This window comes from Adhaeribacter swui, from assembly GCF_014217805.1.
GTDB classification, from domain to species: domain Bacteria; phylum Bacteroidota; class Bacteroidia; order Cytophagales; family Hymenobacteraceae; genus Adhaeribacter; species Adhaeribacter swui.
On sequence record NZ_CP055156.1, the window covers coordinates 1199681 to 1218907 of the forward strand.

Annotated in this window: 15 protein-coding genes and 1 other RNA gene; 5 read left to right on the forward strand and 11 right to left on the reverse strand. The window is 42.4% G+C overall.

Annotated features, from left to right (window positions below):
- Positions 1-323: 323 nt before the first annotated feature.
- Positions 324-1025, forward strand: a complete 702-nt coding sequence (locus HUW51_RS05940; protein ID WP_185273070.1) for a FadR/GntR family transcriptional regulator — start codon at positions 324-326, stop codon at positions 1023-1025.
- 342 nt (positions 1026-1367) lie between these two features.
- On the opposite strand, the gene ssrA is transcribed toward HUW51_RS05940, so the two are convergent.
- Positions 1368-1738, reverse strand: a transfer-messenger RNA (tmRNA) gene (gene ssrA, locus HUW51_RS05945).
- 202 nt (positions 1739-1940) lie between these two features.
- Complete coding sequence (locus tag HUW51_RS05950; protein ID WP_185273071.1) at positions 1941-3641, reverse strand: hypothetical protein; 1701 nt, start codon at positions 3639-3641, stop codon at positions 1941-1943.
- 648 nt (positions 3642-4289) lie between these two features.
- On the opposite strand from HUW51_RS05950, the gene HUW51_RS05955 reads away from it, so the two are divergent.
- Entirely contained in the window at positions 4290-4481 is a 192-nt protein-coding gene (locus HUW51_RS05955) for a cold-shock protein (protein ID WP_185273072.1), read from the forward strand.
- A gap of 148 nt (positions 4482-4629) precedes the next feature.
- Here the strand turns inward: HUW51_RS05955 and HUW51_RS05960 are convergent, their stop codons facing one another.
- The 9 genes from HUW51_RS05960 to rsfS form a co-directional block, all read right to left on the reverse strand.
- Positions 4630-5733 carry an endonuclease/exonuclease/phosphatase family protein gene (locus HUW51_RS05960; RefSeq protein WP_185273073.1) on the reverse strand — a complete coding sequence of 368 codons (1104 nt, stop codon included), beginning with the start codon at positions 5731-5733 and terminating at the stop codon, positions 4630-4632.
- Between the two features lie 120 nt (positions 5734-5853).
- The gene (locus HUW51_RS05965) at positions 5854-6330 is read right to left on the reverse strand and encodes a gliding motility lipoprotein GldH (protein ID WP_185273074.1); all 477 of its coding nucleotides are present in this window, start codon (positions 6328-6330) and stop codon (positions 5854-5856) included.
- Positions 6330-7667, reverse strand: coding sequence for a PSP1 domain-containing protein (locus tag HUW51_RS05970; RefSeq protein WP_185273075.1), 1338 nt, complete (start codon positions 7665-7667; stop codon positions 6330-6332). The genes HUW51_RS05965 and HUW51_RS05970 overlap by 1 nt, the downstream gene beginning before the upstream one ends.
- 380 nt (positions 7668-8047) lie before the next feature.
- Positions 8048-9205 carry a zinc-dependent alcohol dehydrogenase gene (locus tag HUW51_RS05975; protein ID WP_185273076.1) on the reverse strand — a complete coding sequence of 386 codons (1158 nt, stop codon included), beginning with the start codon at positions 9203-9205 and terminating at the stop codon, positions 8048-8050.
- A gap of 203 nt (positions 9206-9408) precedes the next feature.
- A complete protein-coding gene (locus HUW51_RS05980) occupies positions 9409-10260 on the reverse strand; it encodes a hypothetical protein (RefSeq protein ID WP_185273077.1) in 852 nt (283 codons plus the stop codon).
- The gene (locus HUW51_RS05985) at positions 10250-11020 is read right to left on the reverse strand and encodes a UDP-2,3-diacylglucosamine diphosphatase (protein ID WP_185273078.1); all 771 of its coding nucleotides are present in this window, start codon (positions 11018-11020) and stop codon (positions 10250-10252) included. Before HUW51_RS05985 ends, HUW51_RS05980 begins: the two co-directional genes overlap by 11 nt.
- Positions 11004-11654: a LutC/YkgG family protein gene (locus HUW51_RS05990; protein WP_185273079.1), complete on the reverse strand. Its 651-nt coding sequence runs from the start codon at positions 11652-11654 to the stop codon at positions 11004-11006. The genes HUW51_RS05985 and HUW51_RS05990 overlap by 17 nt, the downstream gene beginning before the upstream one ends.
- A gap of 30 nt (positions 11655-11684) precedes the next feature.
- Positions 11685-13829, reverse strand: coding sequence for an ATP-dependent zinc metalloprotease FtsH (gene ftsH, locus HUW51_RS05995; protein ID WP_185273080.1), 2145 nt, complete (start codon positions 13827-13829; stop codon positions 11685-11687).
- 60 nt (positions 13830-13889) lie between these two features.
- The gene (rsfS, locus tag HUW51_RS06000) at positions 13890-14279 is read right to left on the reverse strand and encodes a ribosome silencing factor (protein WP_185273081.1); all 390 of its coding nucleotides are present in this window, start codon (positions 14277-14279) and stop codon (positions 13890-13892) included.
- A gap of 41 nt (positions 14280-14320) precedes the next feature.
- Here rsfS and HUW51_RS06005 point away from each other — a divergent pair, with 41 nt between their 5' ends.
- The 3 genes from HUW51_RS06005 to HUW51_RS06015 all read left to right on the forward strand — a co-directional run bounded on the left by HUW51_RS06005 (position 14321) and on the right by HUW51_RS06015 (position 19155).
- Positions 14321-15079, forward strand: a complete 759-nt coding sequence (locus HUW51_RS06005) for a biotin--[acetyl-CoA-carboxylase] ligase (RefSeq protein ID WP_185273082.1) — start codon at positions 14321-14323, stop codon at positions 15077-15079.
- A gap of 390 nt (positions 15080-15469) precedes the next feature.
- Entirely contained in the window at positions 15470-16063 is a 594-nt protein-coding gene (locus tag HUW51_RS06010) for a T9SS type A sorting domain-containing protein (RefSeq protein ID WP_185273083.1), read from the forward strand.
- Positions 16064-16188: 125 nt separating this feature from the next.
- A complete protein-coding gene (locus HUW51_RS06015) occupies positions 16189-19155 on the forward strand; it encodes a protein O-mannosyl-transferase family (RefSeq protein ID WP_185273084.1) in 2967 nt (988 codons plus the stop codon).
- The last annotated feature ends 72 nt before the right edge of the window (positions 19156-19227 follow it).

The following is a 19227-nucleotide window of genomic DNA, read 5'->3' on the forward strand; positions in this document are numbered from 1 at the left end:
AGAACGTCGTTTATGATCCAAAATCCTGGTATATTCTACAATATAAATTGATACTGATTAACAAAATTGTATATTTACCGCTTTAAAAATATACAATTTTAAAATTTGGTCTTTTAGAAACAAAGACTTAAGCAACGGAAGACATTTTATAAATAGCTTAATATTTACATGCAGTATAAATAACTTACCTGCTTGTATTATGTAAGACATAATCAAGGTAAAAATTACTTTCCTTATTCCAAATTATTTTTAAATAATTTTCAAAATAATAATCAACCTTTAAAGTCTATGTTTAAGTTATGATATAGACTTACTTATACATCATGGAAAATATGATCAATAAATTAGAGATGATTGATACCAGCTCGCTGGTAGATAGAGTGGAAAGAAACCTAATAGACTTATTGATTAAAAAAAATTTAAAAGTTGGCAACGCCATCCCCACCGAAATTGAATTAGCGGGGGCACTAGGCGTAAGCCGTTCGGTGGTGCGGGAAGCCTTGGTACGTCTGCGTATGATTGGCCTAATAGAATCTAAGAAGCATCGCGGCGCTGTTATTACCAACCCGGATTTGCTGGCCTTGCTCGAGAAACGCATGATCCCGCAGGTGCTGGATGACGAAACGCTCCGGGAAATATTTGAGTTGCGCCTGGTATTGGAAATTGGCATGGCTGATTTAATCATGGAGCGGGTTACCCCAGAAGACATTATTGAATTGAAAGAGATTGTAGCTAATGAACCCGCTCAAACTGAAACTTATCAGTTTCAAATCCATCATGAAATTGCCTTCCATGGTAAATTATACGAAATTTCCGGTAATGCAACGCTCAAAAAATTTCAGAAAATGCTTATGCCGGTATTTGATTTCGTGCACAAAAGCGGGTTGTTAAAGAAAGAGGCAGTTATTAAGAAATTTGTGTCACACCAGGGGCTGGTAAATATTATTGAACACGGATCGGCGGAAATGTTACGAAATGGTATGCGCAATCATCTGGAAAATCATTTTGCACGACTATTCCATTAATTAGCTTTCGCACTTCTGCTTCTTTCTATTTAAATCCTTTAAAGAATTATTAAGACCGGTTGCTAAAATTGGCAAACAAGTTCTACCTGCCTTCGAGCTAAGCAAAGAACACAATCAGGAATGGACAGAGAGAAACATCAGCAATGTAGTTTTAACGTGCTAATACGGATTGTTATTGATTGATAGTACAGCATAAACGATAATGCCGAACTCACATTATTTTACTGCACCGTTATAAATACTATTTCAATTAGATTAGATAAATAAAGTAAGATAGTCGACCAGAAACAAAAAACGCCTACAAACCATAAGTTTGCAGGCGTTTTTTGTTTCTGGTAATAAGTGTGGAGCTGCAGGGATTCGAACCCTGGTCCAGACAAGGAAACCGTCGAGCTTTCTACATGTTTAGTTGCCGTTGGGTTTTCGAGCGCATTTAGGTCGGCACCAGACCTGTGAATGCACCTTAGATACTTTAGCTTCGCGCGGGTGCCGTACCTTCACCCTTGCTATCCATTCATTTCGATGCCCCGTACTCAACCGCAGAACGGAGAAGCAGTTGCGGGACAATGGCTATTGCTTAATACCTAGATTAAGCAGCCATGGCGTAGTTAGTCTCGCCGATTATTGTTTGAACGACTTTTTAACAGGAGATTCGCTCAACTCCCGACATGCTTACCCGCAGCCTGCACAAGCTGTCAATTCCAGTCAGCCCCTTAGTTGCGGATTCTTCTAGTAAACACCCGAAAGAAACAAAAAATTCCGGATAGTTTCTGGTTGTAAAGATACAAAAATAAAAGCAATTTGAATAACAGTTCGTACCCGTATTAGTTGTTTACTAAAACCGCGACTAGCAAAAAAGCGCTTCTGACATGCCAGAAGCGCTTTTTAATGCTAAAATTTTAAATTTTTAAAATATTAATCTTCGTCGTAGCTGATGTGGCGTGCGCGGCCTTCGTAGCCACCCTGGTTGCCCCGGTGCGAAGAATTGTACTGGTCATCATCCCATTGGTTTTGCGGTCCACGTCTGGAGGAAGAAGAGTTGCCATAACCACTTTGGCCCTGATACCGGCTGCGGCTTTCATCCTGGTCATAATTCCGGAAATTACCGTGTTGTGAATTACCGTAATTTTCGCGGTTACTGTAATCATCGCGCCGGTTAAACTGCGAAGAATTGCCGTAAGCCGAGTTCCCGTAGTTAGAGCCACTACCAGATCCCCGGTATTGATCGCGGTCAGATTGCCGGAAACGGTCGTCCTGGTTTTGGCTCCGGTGGCTATCATAGCCCGGTGAGCCGTAATTGTTGCCATACGCGCCGCCCCGCTCATTTCTAGGCGAGCGGTACTCATCGTTATACGAACCACCCTGCGAACCATAACCGCCTTGTTGATTAAAGCCACCTTGGCGATCTTGCTGATTACCATATCCAGCTTGGTTACCATAGCCGGAATTTGAACCGTAAGAAGAACCTAACCGATCGGAAGTACCGCGTTGCCACGATTGGTTGCGGTTTTGCTGATCATAATCGTGGCCGTTGTCGTAGCGGCTTTGCTGATTACGCTGCTCCCATTGCGAAGCGTTATTTTGGTAGCCTTGGCCGCGGTAATCGTCTTGCTGCCGGAAACGCGATTGCTGATTCCAATCCTGCTGATTGTACTGGTCGTTGCGATTCTGGTTATTATAAGGTTGCTGTTGTTGGTTGTAATTGCTGTTGCGCATGTCGTGGCCGCCGTAGCTGCCCTGAAATCCGCCATGCGAATGGTTGCTGTATTGGCCACCTTCGGGTAAACCGTAACCGCCCCGCGCTGCCGATGGGTAGCCGCTGTTATTATCGTCGTGGGATTGTTGGTTGCCATAACCGCCCTGAAAGCCCCCTTGGTTGCCGTAACCGCCATAACCTTGCGACGATGGCTGCTGGCCATACTGATCCCGCATTCCTGACTGTCCGTAACCTCCGTAACCGGAACCGCTACCGCCAAAATCACTTTGGTGGCCATAGTTGCCCCCTTGGTTACCCCAACTGCTGCGTTGTTCGGTGCCGTAGTTATCGTAATCAGAATGGCTGTAATCGCCCCGGTTATGTTGCTGCGACCAATTGTTATTGTTATCGGCAAACTGGTTATTTTGATTTTGCTGGTCTTTGTTCTGATTGCCGGATTGACCATAGGAATTTTGCTGATCGCCGATGTTGCTGTTTTTTTGGTCGTCTTTATTATCGGTTTTACCGACAGTTTTGGCTACATCTGTTTTGGCATTTTTATCGGTAGTGGCAGAAACACCAGAGCTTTTGCTGCTGCCCTTGCTTTTGCTATCGGTAGTGGCTTTAGCCGTAGCGGTTTCTGGTTTCGCGCTTGATTTTTTTACGGCACTCCCTGCATCGGCTTTGCTTTCTACTTTTTTGCCGAACAAGCCTTCCGACTCATTTTTGTTATCTTTGTTTTGATTTTTGTTTTCCGGGGTGCTGGCATTGGCCGAGCTTGCCTGCACTCCGGCCGATTTATTATCGGTATTATTTTGCATAGACGATGAATCGGTAGCTGTTGCCGAAACGTTAGAGGTCAGCCCCGAATTAGAATTGGTATTCTGATCTTCAGCCTGATTTTTTTGATTGTTTTCCATTTTATCTTGAGTTTAGGTGGAAAAAAAATTAGACAAACAGCTTATAAATAATCGCAAAAACACGAAGCTTTTACTTTTATTTTTTAGCTTTTTGTAGTACTACAAATTAGTGGTTCTCTGCTATACGCAGCCTTTTTCTTCTATGTTTTAAATAAACCCCGCCGGGCAAAACCCAAGAACATCTCCGAAACAATCATCTTAGCTAATTAAAAATCAGATTTTTATCTTTTTAATTTATTTATTAAACCAATAAAGCCGAAAGAGATATTTTTTTAAATAAATACTAATTTCGCTACTTCTCAAAAGAAGTCGTAAACTTTAAAAAGGCTTTTTTTATTCTATTAAATTTTTTAAAAATTTAGCAGTATCCAGAATAACTTTTAAAAGGTTTTTCGCTTAAATTAATACCGGCAGATTACTATTAGTAGGGCGTGCTAAAAAAGAAGAACTTAAAAACGGTGAATTTTACGTTTTTTTTAAAAATAAGGTGTTAGAACGGAAGAAATTAGTATTTTAGTGCCCTAGAGTTCCTTTTAAAATTAAATTTTTAAAATATTTACGAAATAAGTTTGGTATAAAGGACTAACAAAGAAGAAATATTAAATTTAAATCCTATATTTGTATTAATTATTAATTTCACATTTTTTTATGAAAACAGGTAAAGTAAAATTTTTTAATGAATCTAAAGGATTCGGTTTCATTGTTTCAGACGAAACTAACCAAGACATCTTCGTTCATCAGAGCGGTCTGGTACATGAGATTCGTGAAAACGACCGGGTATCTTTTGAAGTAACCGAAGGTAAAAAAGGTTTGAATGCAGTTAATGTAGAGAGAATCTAACCTAAAAAATATATTGCCGTCAGGCATCGTATTATTTTATTATTATCCCGTTCAGCAAACTGAACGGGATTTTTTTTATGTCCAACTTTTGATTAAAGCAACTCTGTAATTAAAACAGAAGTAACTCCAAACAAGAAAGCCTTCTCTCCTACTCTATGTTTAGCATGGTATCCAGGTTTTTCATATCAGCCGTTTTTTCTTTCTCCGGCTCTATTACGTTATCAATCATTTCCTGGGCTTCTTGTTCTTCTTCGGGTTCTGGCGCAGGTACTTCTTGCTCTTCGGCCTCTAAGGGTTCGTAGTTTAATCGTAAAAACATCGGAAAATGATCGGAGCCAAACTTAGGTAATCGTTTTATGCGAATCAGCCGGAACGCCGGATCGTAAAAAATATGGTCGAGGGAATACCGGAAAAATGGAATTAAGGCATTATAGGTATTAAAGAACCCGCGCCCGATGCGGGGGTCTAATAAGCCGCTTATTTTACGAAACAAATGCGTAGTATACGACCAGGCCACATCATTTAAATCGCCGGCTACAATGGTAGCCAGGGGAGTTTGCCGGGCCAACTGGGCAACCTGCAGCAATTCGGCTTCGCGGGTATCGGTGTTTTTATCATAATGCGGCGGCCGGGGATGGACCGTAAACAAATCAATTTTTTTGCCGCTGGGCAATTGAATTACGGCGTAAAAAGACGGAATATCGTCTTCTACAATAAACTGAATATTATGCGTTACCAGCTTAAATTTACTGTACAGCATCATGCCGTAGGTATTTTCCTGCGGCTTCTTAATCGAATACGGATAAACCTGGTCTAAGTCGGCAATGGCATTAGCCCACCTTTGGTTAGGCTCGTTAATCAGTAAAATATCCGGATCGTTTTCGCGGACAACTTTTAAAAATTTATCATATTTCTTATTCGACATCCGCACATTAGACACCATAATACTGAAAGAATTGGCCGGCGCTTTTATTTTACTACGTAGCGCTTCGATCTTACTTAAAGGCGTAAAACGGTAGATATGAATTATTTCGTTTAGCAAGGCAATGCCCAACATAACGGCAAATACCACTTCGTAAAATAAAGTAAAGGGGCTGATATAAATATAAAGCCCTAAGGTGATAGCTGAAAAAAAGGCAACCTGCGCCCGGGGAAAATCTAAAATGCGGATCCACCAGTAGTGGGTTTTAATAAGCGGCAGAAGTGAAAATAAAATTAACAAAAAGCCGAACGCTTCGAGAGTTATTTTCATGTAGTTAAATTTCTAAAAATATAACTACATTTTACCTAATTTCTACTAAAAGGTTAGGTATTTATTACCACTCTCATCCGCATTTCTCGCGAAAATTCTTAATGTTTAAAAAGCAGGATTTTACGGATTTACTTTTTCTACGCGCACGCCAACAGCCATAATACCCGGTAAAGGATCGCGGCGCATGTATTGTTTTAAACGCACTTTGTAAGTACCCGCCTGCGGAAATTTAAAATTTTTAATAGCTAAGAACTGATGATCGAAAATATCGCCGGCACCATCGCCTAAGGGCTTACCCGTGGTTTTATCCATCAGGTACATTTCGTGGAGCTTTACGTCTAAGGGTTTGCCATTGGGGCCAATAAGTTCGGCGCGCATGTACAGGTTGTAAAACTCATAGAAAATGGCATTACGCACATTAAAGTAAATATTATAGGTAGTAGCCGGATCCTCGATAACAAACGAAAACTGCGGCACATTTCTAATCTGCCAGCTATTATTTGGGATATCCTGATTTTCTTCGAATACCCGGTTTTTATCGCAGCCGGTTAAAACTGCGATAAAAAGCAATAGGTATAAATATTTACGCCACTGCATTACACGGAAGCGGGTTTATCTGGCCGAGGGCCTTTGGGTCTATGATGCGGCCGCTTATCCCGGTTCCGGGGCTGACCTTCGGCATTATTTTCGTGTTTTACCCGTTCGCGTTCGGGCCGGTTATTAGGTGCCGCGCCTGCTAATACGGCGTTATTACCGGCTTCGGCGGTTACCGGGCGCGGCTTATTTTTCTTATTTTTAAATTTATTCTTTGGCCGTTGTCCTTGCCCCGGAATGGCGGCATCGTTTACTACTTCCGGCGTTTTGGCGTGCTGGCTTACTGCAGCTTGATCGCCTTTATTTTCTTTGTTTTCCGGATTTTTTTTCTTCTTTTTCTTTTTCTTCGGCTTGGTAAACTTCTCGTCTAAGCGCTCCAGATTACCTTCTAGCTGCGCTACCAGGCTAATTTCTTTCTTCGGATTTTCCACGATGGGTACCAAAGTTTCGGCGGGCTTACCCTGGGCATTTAAATCCAGAATTTCTTTTACCCGTTCTACACTTACCGGGTACCAGTTATTATCGTCGCGGAACCCAAACCACATTAATCTTTTAAAAATATCGGTTTTCTGCAGAATGGCTTCGCCGCGCTGGATTAACAAAGGCCGGGTTACATTCGGAATGTCCTTTAAAGCATCCATGTAGGTTTCCAGCTCATAATTTAAACAGCACTTTAAACGGCCACACTGCCCCGATAATTTACTGGGGTTTAACGACAGGTTTTGGTACCGCGCCGCCGTAGTAGATACGCTTTTAAAATCGGTGAGCCAGGTAGAGCAGCATAACTCCCGGCCGCACGAACCAATACCGCCTAAACGACCGGCTTCGTGGCGCAAGCTAATTTGCCGCATCTCTACCCGAATTTTAAATTCGTCGGCCAGTTTTTTAATTAAATCCCGGAAATCAACCCGGTCTTCGGCGGAGTAGTAAAAAGTAGCTTTTGAACGATCGGCTTGGTATTCTACATCCGATAATTTCATTTTAAGCTTACACTCTTGTATAATGGTCCGAGCCCGGTACATGGTGTTGGACTCCAAATCCTGTACCGCCTGCAATTTTTCTAAATCTTTCTCGGTGGCTATCCGGTAAATGCTGCGAATTTCTTCGTTATTATCTACCTTCTTTTTGAGCATCTGCAACCGTACCAGCTCTCCTTTCAACGACACATAACCGATATGGTGCCCATTAGGTACATCCACTACTACTGCATCGCCGGTAATTAAGGGCAAACTATTTACATTCCGGTAAAAATCTTTACGGCCACCTTTAAAGCGTACTTCAACTATATCAAATTCTTCGAACGACGTTGGTAAATCCATATCGCTCAGCCAATCGAACACATTTAACCGGTTACAACCACCGGTGCTGCATCCGCCAGTGCTTTTACAGCCATTCGTGCTGCATCCGCCACTTGAACATGAACCACATCCCACAATTTATTCTCCTTATATCTATAATTCCTGTTTTCTTTATTTAAATCGTAATTAACACGATAACAACAAATATACACAAAAACCGAAATCTGACTAATTTAAATATGCGGAGCTTGCAGCCCTAGGTATTTACTTTGAGAAATCCGATTTTTTAAAAATCAGATTGCGGTGGGTATATCTGCATTGAAGACAGAATACAGGCTAAAAAAATTCGTTTAGCCCGGGTAAATTAAAAGCAGACAATGCGCCTGCTTTTTTTAAATTTTATCTTTTTCAGGAATAACAGCCTACGGCTTTAGTACTACTTTCACGCAGTTATCTTCTTTTTTCTTAAAAATATCGTAGCCATGGGGCGCTTCCGATAACGGTAAAGTATGAGTAATAATGTCGTTGAGGGTTACCTGGCCGGTTTGCACCAGATTCATTAAGTGGTCGATGTATATTTGCACGGGAGCCTGTGTACCCATCAGGGTAATGCCTTTATCGAACCAGCGGCCTATCGGGAAATTATCATACGGAGCGCCGTAAACGCCTACTACACTTACCACACCGGCCCGGCGAACGGCGCGCATGCAGGTTTCCAGCACTTTGGTAGTTCCTTTTTCAAAATTAATCACGGCTTTTGCTTTTTCCAGCAAACTGCGGTCGGCTTCCATCCCTACCGCATCAATGCACACGTCTGCACCGCGGCCTTCGGTCATGCTACGGATAAGTTCTACTACCTGGTCTTCGCTTTCCCAAAGTATAGTTTCGGAGTTGGCAGCTTTTTTGGCCATATCCAGGCGGTATTGCTGCACATCTATGTTCACTACCCGGCCCGCGCCCATAATCCAAGCCGATTTAGCCGCCATAATCCCGACCGGACCAGCCCCGAATATGGCTACAGTTTCGCCGCCTTTAATCCGGCCCCAGTCCGCGGCGGCCCAGCCCGTCGGGAAAATATCCGTTAAAAACAGCACTTGTTCATCGGTGAGTCCGTCGGGTACAATCCGGGGACCAAAATCAGCGTAAGGAACCCGCACGTACTCGGCTTGGCCCCCTTGAATGCCGCCATATAGATCGGTGTAGCCAAACAAAGCCGCCCCTTTCTCGGTCATTAAACCGCCGTCCGGGCCGTAATTTTTATTGGAGTTCTCGCATTGCGTAGGCCATTTGTGCGTGCAGAAAAAGCAACTACCGCAGGCTATTGGAAAAGGAACTACCACTCGGTCGCCTTTTTTTAAATTTCCCACACCCGAGCCTACTTCTTCCACAATTCCCATAAACTCATGGCCCAACACCATGTTGTTCATCTGCGGTACAAAGCCATCGAGAATATGCAAATCGGAACCGCAAATCGCTGTAGAAGTAACCCGAATAATCGCATCACGGCTATCTTCAATCTTTGGATCGTCCACGGTATCTACCCGAACATCGTTAATTTTGTGGAATACAAGCGCTTTCATAGTTTTAAATTAGGAAGTGAAACAATAGCTGCCATGTATAGGATTATGGCAATAGTTTCCCATCTAACGAAAACTAACTAAGGTAGTTGGAAGCGCTCTGTAATTTTTGGGATTAATTTTGGCTCCTATATTGAAGAACCTCGTAGCGAACCAAAAAAGAAATTTTTTAAAAAATGGGCTGTTGAAACCTGGTAGGTAGGCAACTACTTTAGCGGGATTACTTTTATGCCAGACGCTGCAATTAAAAATAGTTGCTCTTCGTCCATAACAATTTGTTTTAAGTTAGCGGCATCTACGTCAACTGGCAAATCCAACGTTTTATCCTGGAGCGAGTACAAATGAAACAAGTGGATTTTTCCGTTTTGCAGATAATACAACTCGTCGCCCCGGAAACCAATAAATGACAAGCCGGTAAAAGGTAATCGTTTTTGGTAATTTCCCAGATTATCGAACACGTACACGCCCGAAAGTTTATCTACTACATACAAGTTATTTTGGTACTCCCGCATAAACCGAATATCGTAGGTTTGCCTGGGGAGCAACAAATCCAGGGGCATAGTGCGGCTTGCTTCCGGATATTGCAAATCAATTTTATGCAAACTAAAACTGCTCTCATTAAAAGCCCAGATTTTATTATCCGAAGAGAAGGTAGCAGCCTTTACTAAGCCATCTGCATAATCTCTTACATTAACAGTACTGATGGGGGTTAAAAAACGATCCAGAAAGATGATTTTTTGTTGGTCGTCGTAAAAAAGTAGAATTTTAGCCGGGTTCCAGGCTTCAAGCATGGCGATACGGCCGGTTAGCGGCGGGGAAAAAGTAGTAATTAGCTTACCACTCGCATCGTATTTATGCAGATTATTTTGTTGATCGGTGAGGTAAACATTATTTAACCGGTCCTGCGAAACTACTCCCGTAAACACAACTTTGTTAGCCACCGGATCAGGCTGGTTTAAAGCTGTTTGCGCCAGACTAACATTGGTTATAGCTAGCAGGCAAATAAACCAAGCTAACCAAACTACTCCCTTTTGTACCAGAATACGGCTATTTTTCAAAATATTCGAGTGTAAGCTGCTGGCCATCAAATACAGCATAGGAATAAAAGTTTACCCATTCGCCCAGGTTTACGTAACGTGCCCGATCATTTATTTGAACATCAAGCGGCAAATGCCGGTGACCAAATACGTAATAATCGTGGTGCGTATGTTTTTCCATGTCGCGGCAATAGGTAATCAACCATTCCCGCTCGCCTTTAAATTCTTCGTCTTTTACGGTATTGCTGATGCGGCTGCGCCTGGACCAGGAATTAGCAATGCCAATGCCCAGATTAGGATGAATGCGGGCAAATAACCACTGGCATACCTTATTGGCAAAAATGCGCTTTAAAACCTTATACGTATAATCCTTAGGGCCAAGGCCATCGCCGTGACCAATGAAGAAAGTTTTAGCGCCAAACTGCGTAGAAATAGGTTTTCGGATAATAGGTATGTTTAACTCTTTGGTAAAGTAATCAAACATCCACATATCATGGTTACCCGTGAAGAAGTATACCGCAATACCGTTATCGGTAAGCTCAGCTAATTTGCCTTGCAAACGAATAAACCCCCGCGGAATAGCGTGTTTGTATTCGAACCAAAAATCAAAAATATCGCCAACCAGTATTATAATCTCGGCGTCGGCTTTAATTTGATCGAGCCAGCGAACAATTTTTTTCTCGCGGATTAAGCTACTGGCAGCATCGGGGACGCCTAAATGAAAATCAGAAGCAAAATAAATTTTTTTACCGGGCAGTAATTGCTTAATGGGGGGTATCATCAATCAGAAACAGAACCATTTCGCGCGGTCCGTGAGCGCCCATTACAAGTGTTTTTTCAATATCGGCGGTCCGGCTGGGGCCGCTAACCAACGAAATCATGGAAGGAATTTTGTTGCCGTACTTCTTTTTAATGAGTTGCAGTCCGTCTTTAATATCCGGAACCAACTGCGACATATAAGCCACAATTAAATGTTTTTCGGGGAAAATACTTAACCTACGGCCGCTTTCGGAGGTACCCGTTACAAAAACACTGCCCGTGCGGGTAATCAAAGCTTCGCAAGTAGTTAAACCAGCGTCGCCCTGCTTAATAAAATTGCTTTCGTCATCCAGGAAATTTATGCCGGCCGCATGTAATTTAAGCTGCCATTCTTGTTCCCACACATACAAGTTCTCGATGCTTTTTTCTTGTTTGTAAGCAAATAGCTGGTCGTAAAAATCTTCTTCTGACTCGCAGTAGATAAAAACACCACTATTTTTTAAAAAATTAGTGGCAAACGTAACCGACAAATCATCATCGAGCGGCGGATGTAAATCCGAGGTAAAATCTGGCGTAGGAGGTACTACGGGCGCTGACTTAGCCAGCGCCTCGCGTACTTTCCGTAAAACAATATCCTTAGACCGAGCTTCGTACATGCCAGTTATAAAATCGGTAGAACTAATTTTTTAACTATCGAAAGAATAAGATTGTCCGGGGGCAGCGCCTTCACGTTCCGGTTCCTGCTTTTTTTCTTCGGAACTGTTATCCGAGGCAACAGTGTTTTTATTTTCGGTAGATTGGCCGTTCTGGTTGCCATTATCGTGTACATGGCCGCCAATTTGCTGCTCTACTTCGCTTAAAGTCTGGCTCCGGTCGGTACCCGACATGTGCGCTTGCAGCGTAGTTAAACCGGCAAACGGACGTTTACCCACCAACCGTTCTAAGTCGCTCTGAAAAAGAATTTCTTTTGCCAACAACTCCTGGGCTACCACTTCCAACTCGTTCATCTTGCTGGTTAATAATTCTTTGGTGCGGGTATAAGCATCCTGAATAATACGGCGTACTTCATCGTCAATGGTTTGCGCCGTAGCATCAGAATAAGGTTTGTTAAAAGAATAATCTGATTGCTTGGAGTCGTAGAACGACACATTACCAATTTTTTCGTTCATGCCGTACATGGTAACGATGCTGTAAGCCATTTTGGTAATCCGCTCTAAATCGCTTAACGCACCGGTAGATATTTTACCAAAAATTAATTCTTCCGCGGCCCGGCCTCCTAAAGCCATGCACATTTCATCAATTAATTGTTCGGTAGTGTACAAGAACTGCTCTTTCGGTAAATATTGAGCGTAACCTAAAGCGGCAATACCGCGCGGCACAATACTTACTTTTACTAACGGGTCGCAGTGTTCCAGGAACCAGCCCGCAATCGCGTGACCGGCTTCGTGGTAAGCCACAATCTTCTTTTCTTCCGGCGATATAATTTTATTCTTTTTCTCTAAACCACCAATTACCCGGTCAATAGCGTCATTAAAATCCTGCAAGTCTACTTTTTTCTTGTCGCGGCGGGCAGCAATTAAAGCAGCTTCGTTACATACGTTGGCAATCTCAGCTCCGGCAAAGCCAGGCGTTTGAGCGGCTAATTTCTTCGGATCTACGTCTTCGGCCAAAGCCAACGGTGTTAAGTGTACCCGGAAAATTTCGGTACGGCCCACGATATCAGGTTTGTCAATGCTAATCTGACGGTCGAAACGGCCGGGACGTAACAGAGCGGAGTCTAAAGTATCAGGGCGGTTGGTTGCGGCCAGAATAATAACTCCGGAATCAGTACCAAAACCATCCATTTCTACCAGCAACGAGTTTAGCGTATTTTCCCGCTCGTCGTTACCACCCGGTACTTGTCCGCGGCTCCGCGAACGACCAATGGCATCAATCTCATCGATAAAAATAATACACGGAGCTTTGGCTTTCGCTTGTTTAAATAAGTCGCGCACCCGGGCGGCACCTACCCCCACAAACATCTCTACAAAGTCAGAGCCCGATAAAGAGAAGAATGGCACATCGGCTTCGCCGGCAACCGCTTTCGCTAACAAGGTTTTACCGGTACCCGGAGGACCAACCAGCAAAGCTCCTTTCGGAATTTTACCGCCCAATATGGTGAATTTGGCCGGATTTTTTAAAAATTCTACAATTTCCTGAATTTCTTCTTTGGCTTCTTCCAGGCCGGCTACATCTTTAAAAGTAACTTTAACCTTATTCTCCGCATCAAACAAAGCAGCCCGGGATTTACCAATATTGAAGATCTGGCCACCACCAGCGCCATTGGTAACGCGGCGCATTAAAAACCAAAAACCAAAAAGCAGAATAATAATAAAGCCCCAGTTCACGAACATATCTGTGAAACCAGTACGGTTTTCAATTTCAAAACCTATACGTTCTTCTTTCGGTACGTTTTCCTGAATCTTATCAAAATCTTCTTTAAAAACTTCCGGCGAAATAATGGGCAAATGGTATTGCGGACCTTGCTCCATGGCCAGTACGCCCCGGCCGGTAAGCTCCGATTTATATTTATCGTTTTGTAAGGCTTCTTCTTTCAGCGATACTTCTACTGTACGGCCATTCACCATCACCAGGCTTTTCACATCCCGGCTCAGCATCATTTCTTCAAAACGTTGCTGGTTAATCGGAATGGTGGAGTTGCTCCGGTTAAAATACGCAATTCCAAAAATCAGGAATACGAGCGCCGCCAAAACCCACATCTGCATTGTTGGACGAGGAGGGTTGTTGGGTAAATTTATTTTCTTTTTCTTATTAGAATTCTTGTCAGCCATGAATTTTAAAATTACAAGTAAATAAAGAACACTTCATTACGCGAAATGTTCTGTTTGCGATTAAACTACTTTTGCTGTTTCTGTTTCAACGTGACGGATGGGAGCATCGCCCCAAAGTTCTTCCAAGGCGTAAAATTCCCGTTTTTCTTTCAGGAAAATATGCACTACTACGTCTACGTAATCCAGCAAAATCCATTCTTTATTTGTGCGGCCTTCGCTTTGCCACGGATGCTGCTGAATAGCTTTAGAAACTTCTTCTTCTACAGAACGCGCGATGGCGTCTAATTGCGTATCTGAATTTGCCGAACAAATTACAAAATAATCCGAAACAGCGTTTTTCATCGATTTAAGGTCAATCACTACTATGTCAGAAGCTTTCTTTTCCTGCATGCCTTTTAAAACTACTTCTGTCAATATGTCTGACTCTTCCTTAATTCTCTTTTTTATCATTTTATATTTTTACCTTTGAAATACCAAAAATAATTAAAAATTTGCCCCAATATTCACCAAAAACGCTGTTTATAGGTAAACAACTCGTTTATTTACCAGCCTGCCCTTCGACTAATACCATTGCTTCTGAACTATTAGTCAAAAATAAAGCCACCGAAGGTTGTGTCGTAGTTACCGATCATCAAACCGCCGGCCAAGGACAGCGTGGCAACACTTGGGAAGCCGACCCCGACAAAAATATCACTTTATCTGTAATATTAAAGCCCGTTTTTTTAAGTACGTCGCAACAATTTTACTTAACCATGTGCGTATCGTTAGCCGTGCTGGATACTGCACAAAGCATAATACCCGAAATAATTAAAATAAAATGGCCGAACGATATTGTTGCGGGAGATAAAAAATTAGCGGGTATTTTAATTCAAAATACAGTTAGCGGGTCTTTTTTACAACATTCCGTGGTCGGAATTGGTTTAAACGTTAACCAGAAAATATTCCATTATCCGCGGGCCACTTCTTTAGCTAAACTTACTAATAAGGAATTTAACCGGGCTATAGTAACCGAAAAATTATTAGAGAATCTCGAAAAAAGATATTTAGAACTGCGCAGTGGCCAACTAGAAAAACTTAAATTTTTATACTTACAAACGCTGTACCGCTACCAAAGCATTCATTTTTTTGAAATTAACGGCGAGAAAACTGCCGGCCAGATAATGGGAATTGATGCAAACGGCCGGTTAGCGCTGCAAATAAAACACGAACTTCGTTATTTTAATTTTAAAGAGATTATTTACCTCTATTAAAATTAAATTTTTAAAATTTTAAATTTTATGGAAATTCCAGGGGGTATTCATCCATTTTATGGAACAAGTTCTGATCAAGTTTCTAAGTTGATGGATACCACTGGGGCACAGAAAGAATCATTACGTTTATATAACTATCAATAAAATAAATATTTACAAATAATACATTTATTAATAACTTTAAATTAACTTGCCTGCGAATTGTGGAAATTAATATATTTATGTTAGTTTATATCGCACAATCCATTTAATTATTTAAAGCAAACATAATCAGCGCTTTAGAATTAACTTATTTACCGAAGAAGCGCCAGAATATTTGCAGAAATTTATGTAACCAGTACATTTGCTTTTTAAAATAAAAAAAGCAGCTACGCACAGAAGATATATGATATGAATACATTTACGAAAATAGGAATCGTAATTTTAATGGTGGGGTCTTGCCTGGCAGGCCACGCTAGTAAAAGAGCGTTCGACGATGTTCCGAAGAATGGGCATTCTGCCGCCAACATTGCCATCTGGAAGTCAAATACTACCGAAACGGCCACGGCAGCAATTTATGATAGCTGGTCACATTTTGGGTTAACCAATTTTACTTCTTATTTGCTGAAGCCATTCGCGAGTAAAAAGTTTGTGCACTATACCGCTACTACCGCCGCAAACACCCAGTTGCTGGGAGTAGGTCCGGTACAAAATGGCATTAGTCCGGATAATGGAAAGCCTAAAATGTTGCCTACACTCAGCGCGTTCCCGAATCCATCGAAAGGCCGGTTTACTATTTCGCTGACTCAAACCGCGGGGGATATTTACAAAATTAAAATTTCGAATACCATTGGCAAAGTAATCCAAACCATTACCCTGGGTGACCACACCAATGTCGCCGATATATCCATTGATTTGTCAGATAAACCGGCGGGCGTTTATTTTTACAGTTTGTTAATTAACGACAAAATGGTAGAAACAAAACGTTTAATTCTGCAACAATAAAATTAACGCAAGATAGTTTAATACGTAGCCGGCCCGGAAAGCCGGCTATTTTTTTGAAAATTAACGCTGCTGCTCTTTTTTAAAACTTAATTTATTACTTTCGGGGATTCTTTCAAACACACTTTATGATTCAGTTTAATAGAATTAATAACATTGTTGGTTGGTTAGTTTTCTTAGTTGCCACTGTTGTTTACGGTTTAACTATTGAGCCTACTGCCAGCTTCTGGGATGCCGGAGAATTTATCGCTTGTTCTTACAAATTATTGGTTCCGCACCCCCCGGGCGCTCCTTTCTTCTTATTAATTGGCCGGGTATTTTCTTTACTCAGCGGCGGCGACGTATTAAAAGTAGCGCCTTTAATTAACTTTTTATCGGGTTTAATGAGTGCGGCTACGGTGCTGTTTTTATTCTGGAGCATTACCATCCTGGCCCGGAAAATACTCGTAAAATCCGAAGATGGCCAGCCTACCTTTGGCCAGGCGTTGTTGATTTTGAGCAGCGGTATTATTGGCTCACTGGCTTTTACTTTTTCCGATTCCTTCTGGTTTTCGGCGGTTGAGGCCGAAGTATACGCCATGTCGTCTTTTTTTACGGCTTTTGTGTTTTGGGCCATGCTTAAATGGGAAATGCAAACCGACCAAGCCAGCGGCAATAAATGGTTAATTTTAATTGCCTACATGATGGGTTTATCCATTGGAGTGCACTTATTAAACTTATTAGCCGTACCGGCTCTGGCATTTATTTACTATTATAAAAACAACCGGGGAAAAACGTCTACAAAAGGCGTGGTATTTACCTTTGTTACCAGCGCTTTAATCATTGGCATTATACTATGGGGGATTATTCCGGGTTTGCCATCGTTGGCGGGTCGCTTCGAGGTATTCTTTGTTAATAGCGTTGGTTTACCTTTTGGCAGCGGCATTATTATTTTCTTGATATTATTTTTGGCCGCTATTATTTATGGCTTGTCTTACTCTCAGCGCCGGATGAAACCCGTTTTAAACACGGCTTTACTTTCCTTTGTTTTTATTTTAATTGGTTACTCTTCTTACTTAATTATTCCCATCCGGTCGACTTATGACCCCACCATCGACGAAAACGACCCGGAAAATATTGTAAGCTTTGTTTCTTATTTAAAACGGGAGCAATACGGCGACCGGCCTTTGCTCTATGGCCCGCAATTTAACGCCGAAGTAATTGATCAAAAAGAAGGCGAACCCCGCTACATTAAAGGTAAAGACAAATACGAAATTGCTGATTATAAAATTGAGCCGGTTTACGACCCGAAAGACATGGCGCTGCTGCCCCGCATTTACAGTTCGCAGCCGCAGCACGTGCAGGAATATAAAAAATGGGTAAACATTCAGGCGGGCCAAAAACCCACCATGGGGCAAAACTTATCCTTTTTATTTAACTACCAGTTAGGCCACATGTACTGGCGCTATTTTCTCTGGAACTTTGTGGGGCGCGATAGCGATGTGCAGCAATCCGGGGTTTTATGGCCCGTAGAACGCACCGATAACTTACCCAACCGGGTAGCCGACAGCAAAGCCCGCAACAACTTTTACATGCTGCCCCTTATTCTGGGATTAATTGGTTTGTTTTTCCATGCTCGCAAAGACGAAAAAAACGCCTTTATTGTGGGCTTGTTGTTTTTCTTTACCGGGGTGGCGATTGCCATTTACCTGAATCAGCCGCCCATCGAACCCCGCGAAAGGGATTATACCTTTGCCGGCTCTTTCTACGCTTTTTCTATCTGGATTGGCTTGGGTGTTATTGGCTTGGCTTCGTTACTGGAAAAAGTTTTAAAACAAGATACTACCCGGGCCGGAGTAGCTACTGTGCTCAGTTTATCGGTGCCAGTTATTATGGCGGCGCAAGGTTGGGACGATCATGACCGTTCGGATAAATACAACACCATCGATTCAGCGAAGAATTTACTGAGCTCCTGCGCACCCAACGCTATTTTATTTACCAACGGCGATAACGATACTTTCCCGCTTTGGTATGCCCAGGAAGTAGAAGGCTTCCGGACCGATGTGCGGGTAGCGGTATTAAGTTACCTGAACACCGATTGGTACCTGGATCAGATGAAGCGCCGCTCGTATCTGTCAGAACCTTTGCCAATTTCCTTGGAAAATGAAAATTACCGCCAGGGTACCAACGACTATTTGCCTTATGTAGAAAAGCCGCAGGTAAAAGCCGGAATGGATTTAAAGCAGTTTATCTCCTTGGTAAAACAAAACCACCCAATTTTGCAAGTGCAGGCGCAAACCGGTAAGCCATTCATGTCGTTCCCGACGAAGAACTTTTACCTGGATGTAGATAAAGCTGCCGTATTGCAGAGTGGCATTATACCGAAAGAACGCGAAGGCCAGGTAGTTGATCAAATGACCTGGAACGTGGGCAAATCGGCACTGGAAAAGAAACACCTGGCCATTCTGGATATTCTAGCTACCAATAACTGGAAACGTCCGGTTTACTTTTCTACTACGGTTTCCAGCTCTGATTTCATGAACCTGCAGCCGTATTTTCAGCTGGAAGGTTTAGCTTACCGCATTTTACCGGCCAAAAACCCAAGTGCCGAAGACGAGGGCTACGTAGCGAAAGATTTAATGTTTAACAACATGATGAAGAAGTTCCAGTGGCGTAACCTGGATAACCCCCGCATTTTCTACGATGAGAGTTACATTAGCCAGTTGCCCCCGAACACCCGCGATAAGTTTTACCGTTTAGCCAGTGCTTACCTGGCCAGTAACAATCCGGCGAAAGCCAAAGAAGTAATGGATTATTGCTTTAAAGTAATGCCGGATAAATCGATTCCGTACGACTATTACACACCGCAATTTATTGAACCCTTATCAAAAGTGGGGGATAAAAAGCGGGCAATGGAGATTATGGATAAACTGGAACAGCGAACCGCCAAAGCCCTGGCCTATTACTCCGAGCAAGGCAGTTTATTCGACCGGGAACAACAAACGAACTTTATTACTTTACAACAACTTATTTTCTCAGCCCGCGCTCTTGGTTTGAACGATCGGGCGGGTAAAATGGAACAAACTTTTATGCGCTACTATGGCGGTAATCAGTAAGTACGTTAAAACTTAATTGTAATAAGAGAAAGCCGGTAAATATACCGGCTTTCTCTTTATCTCGTTAATAGT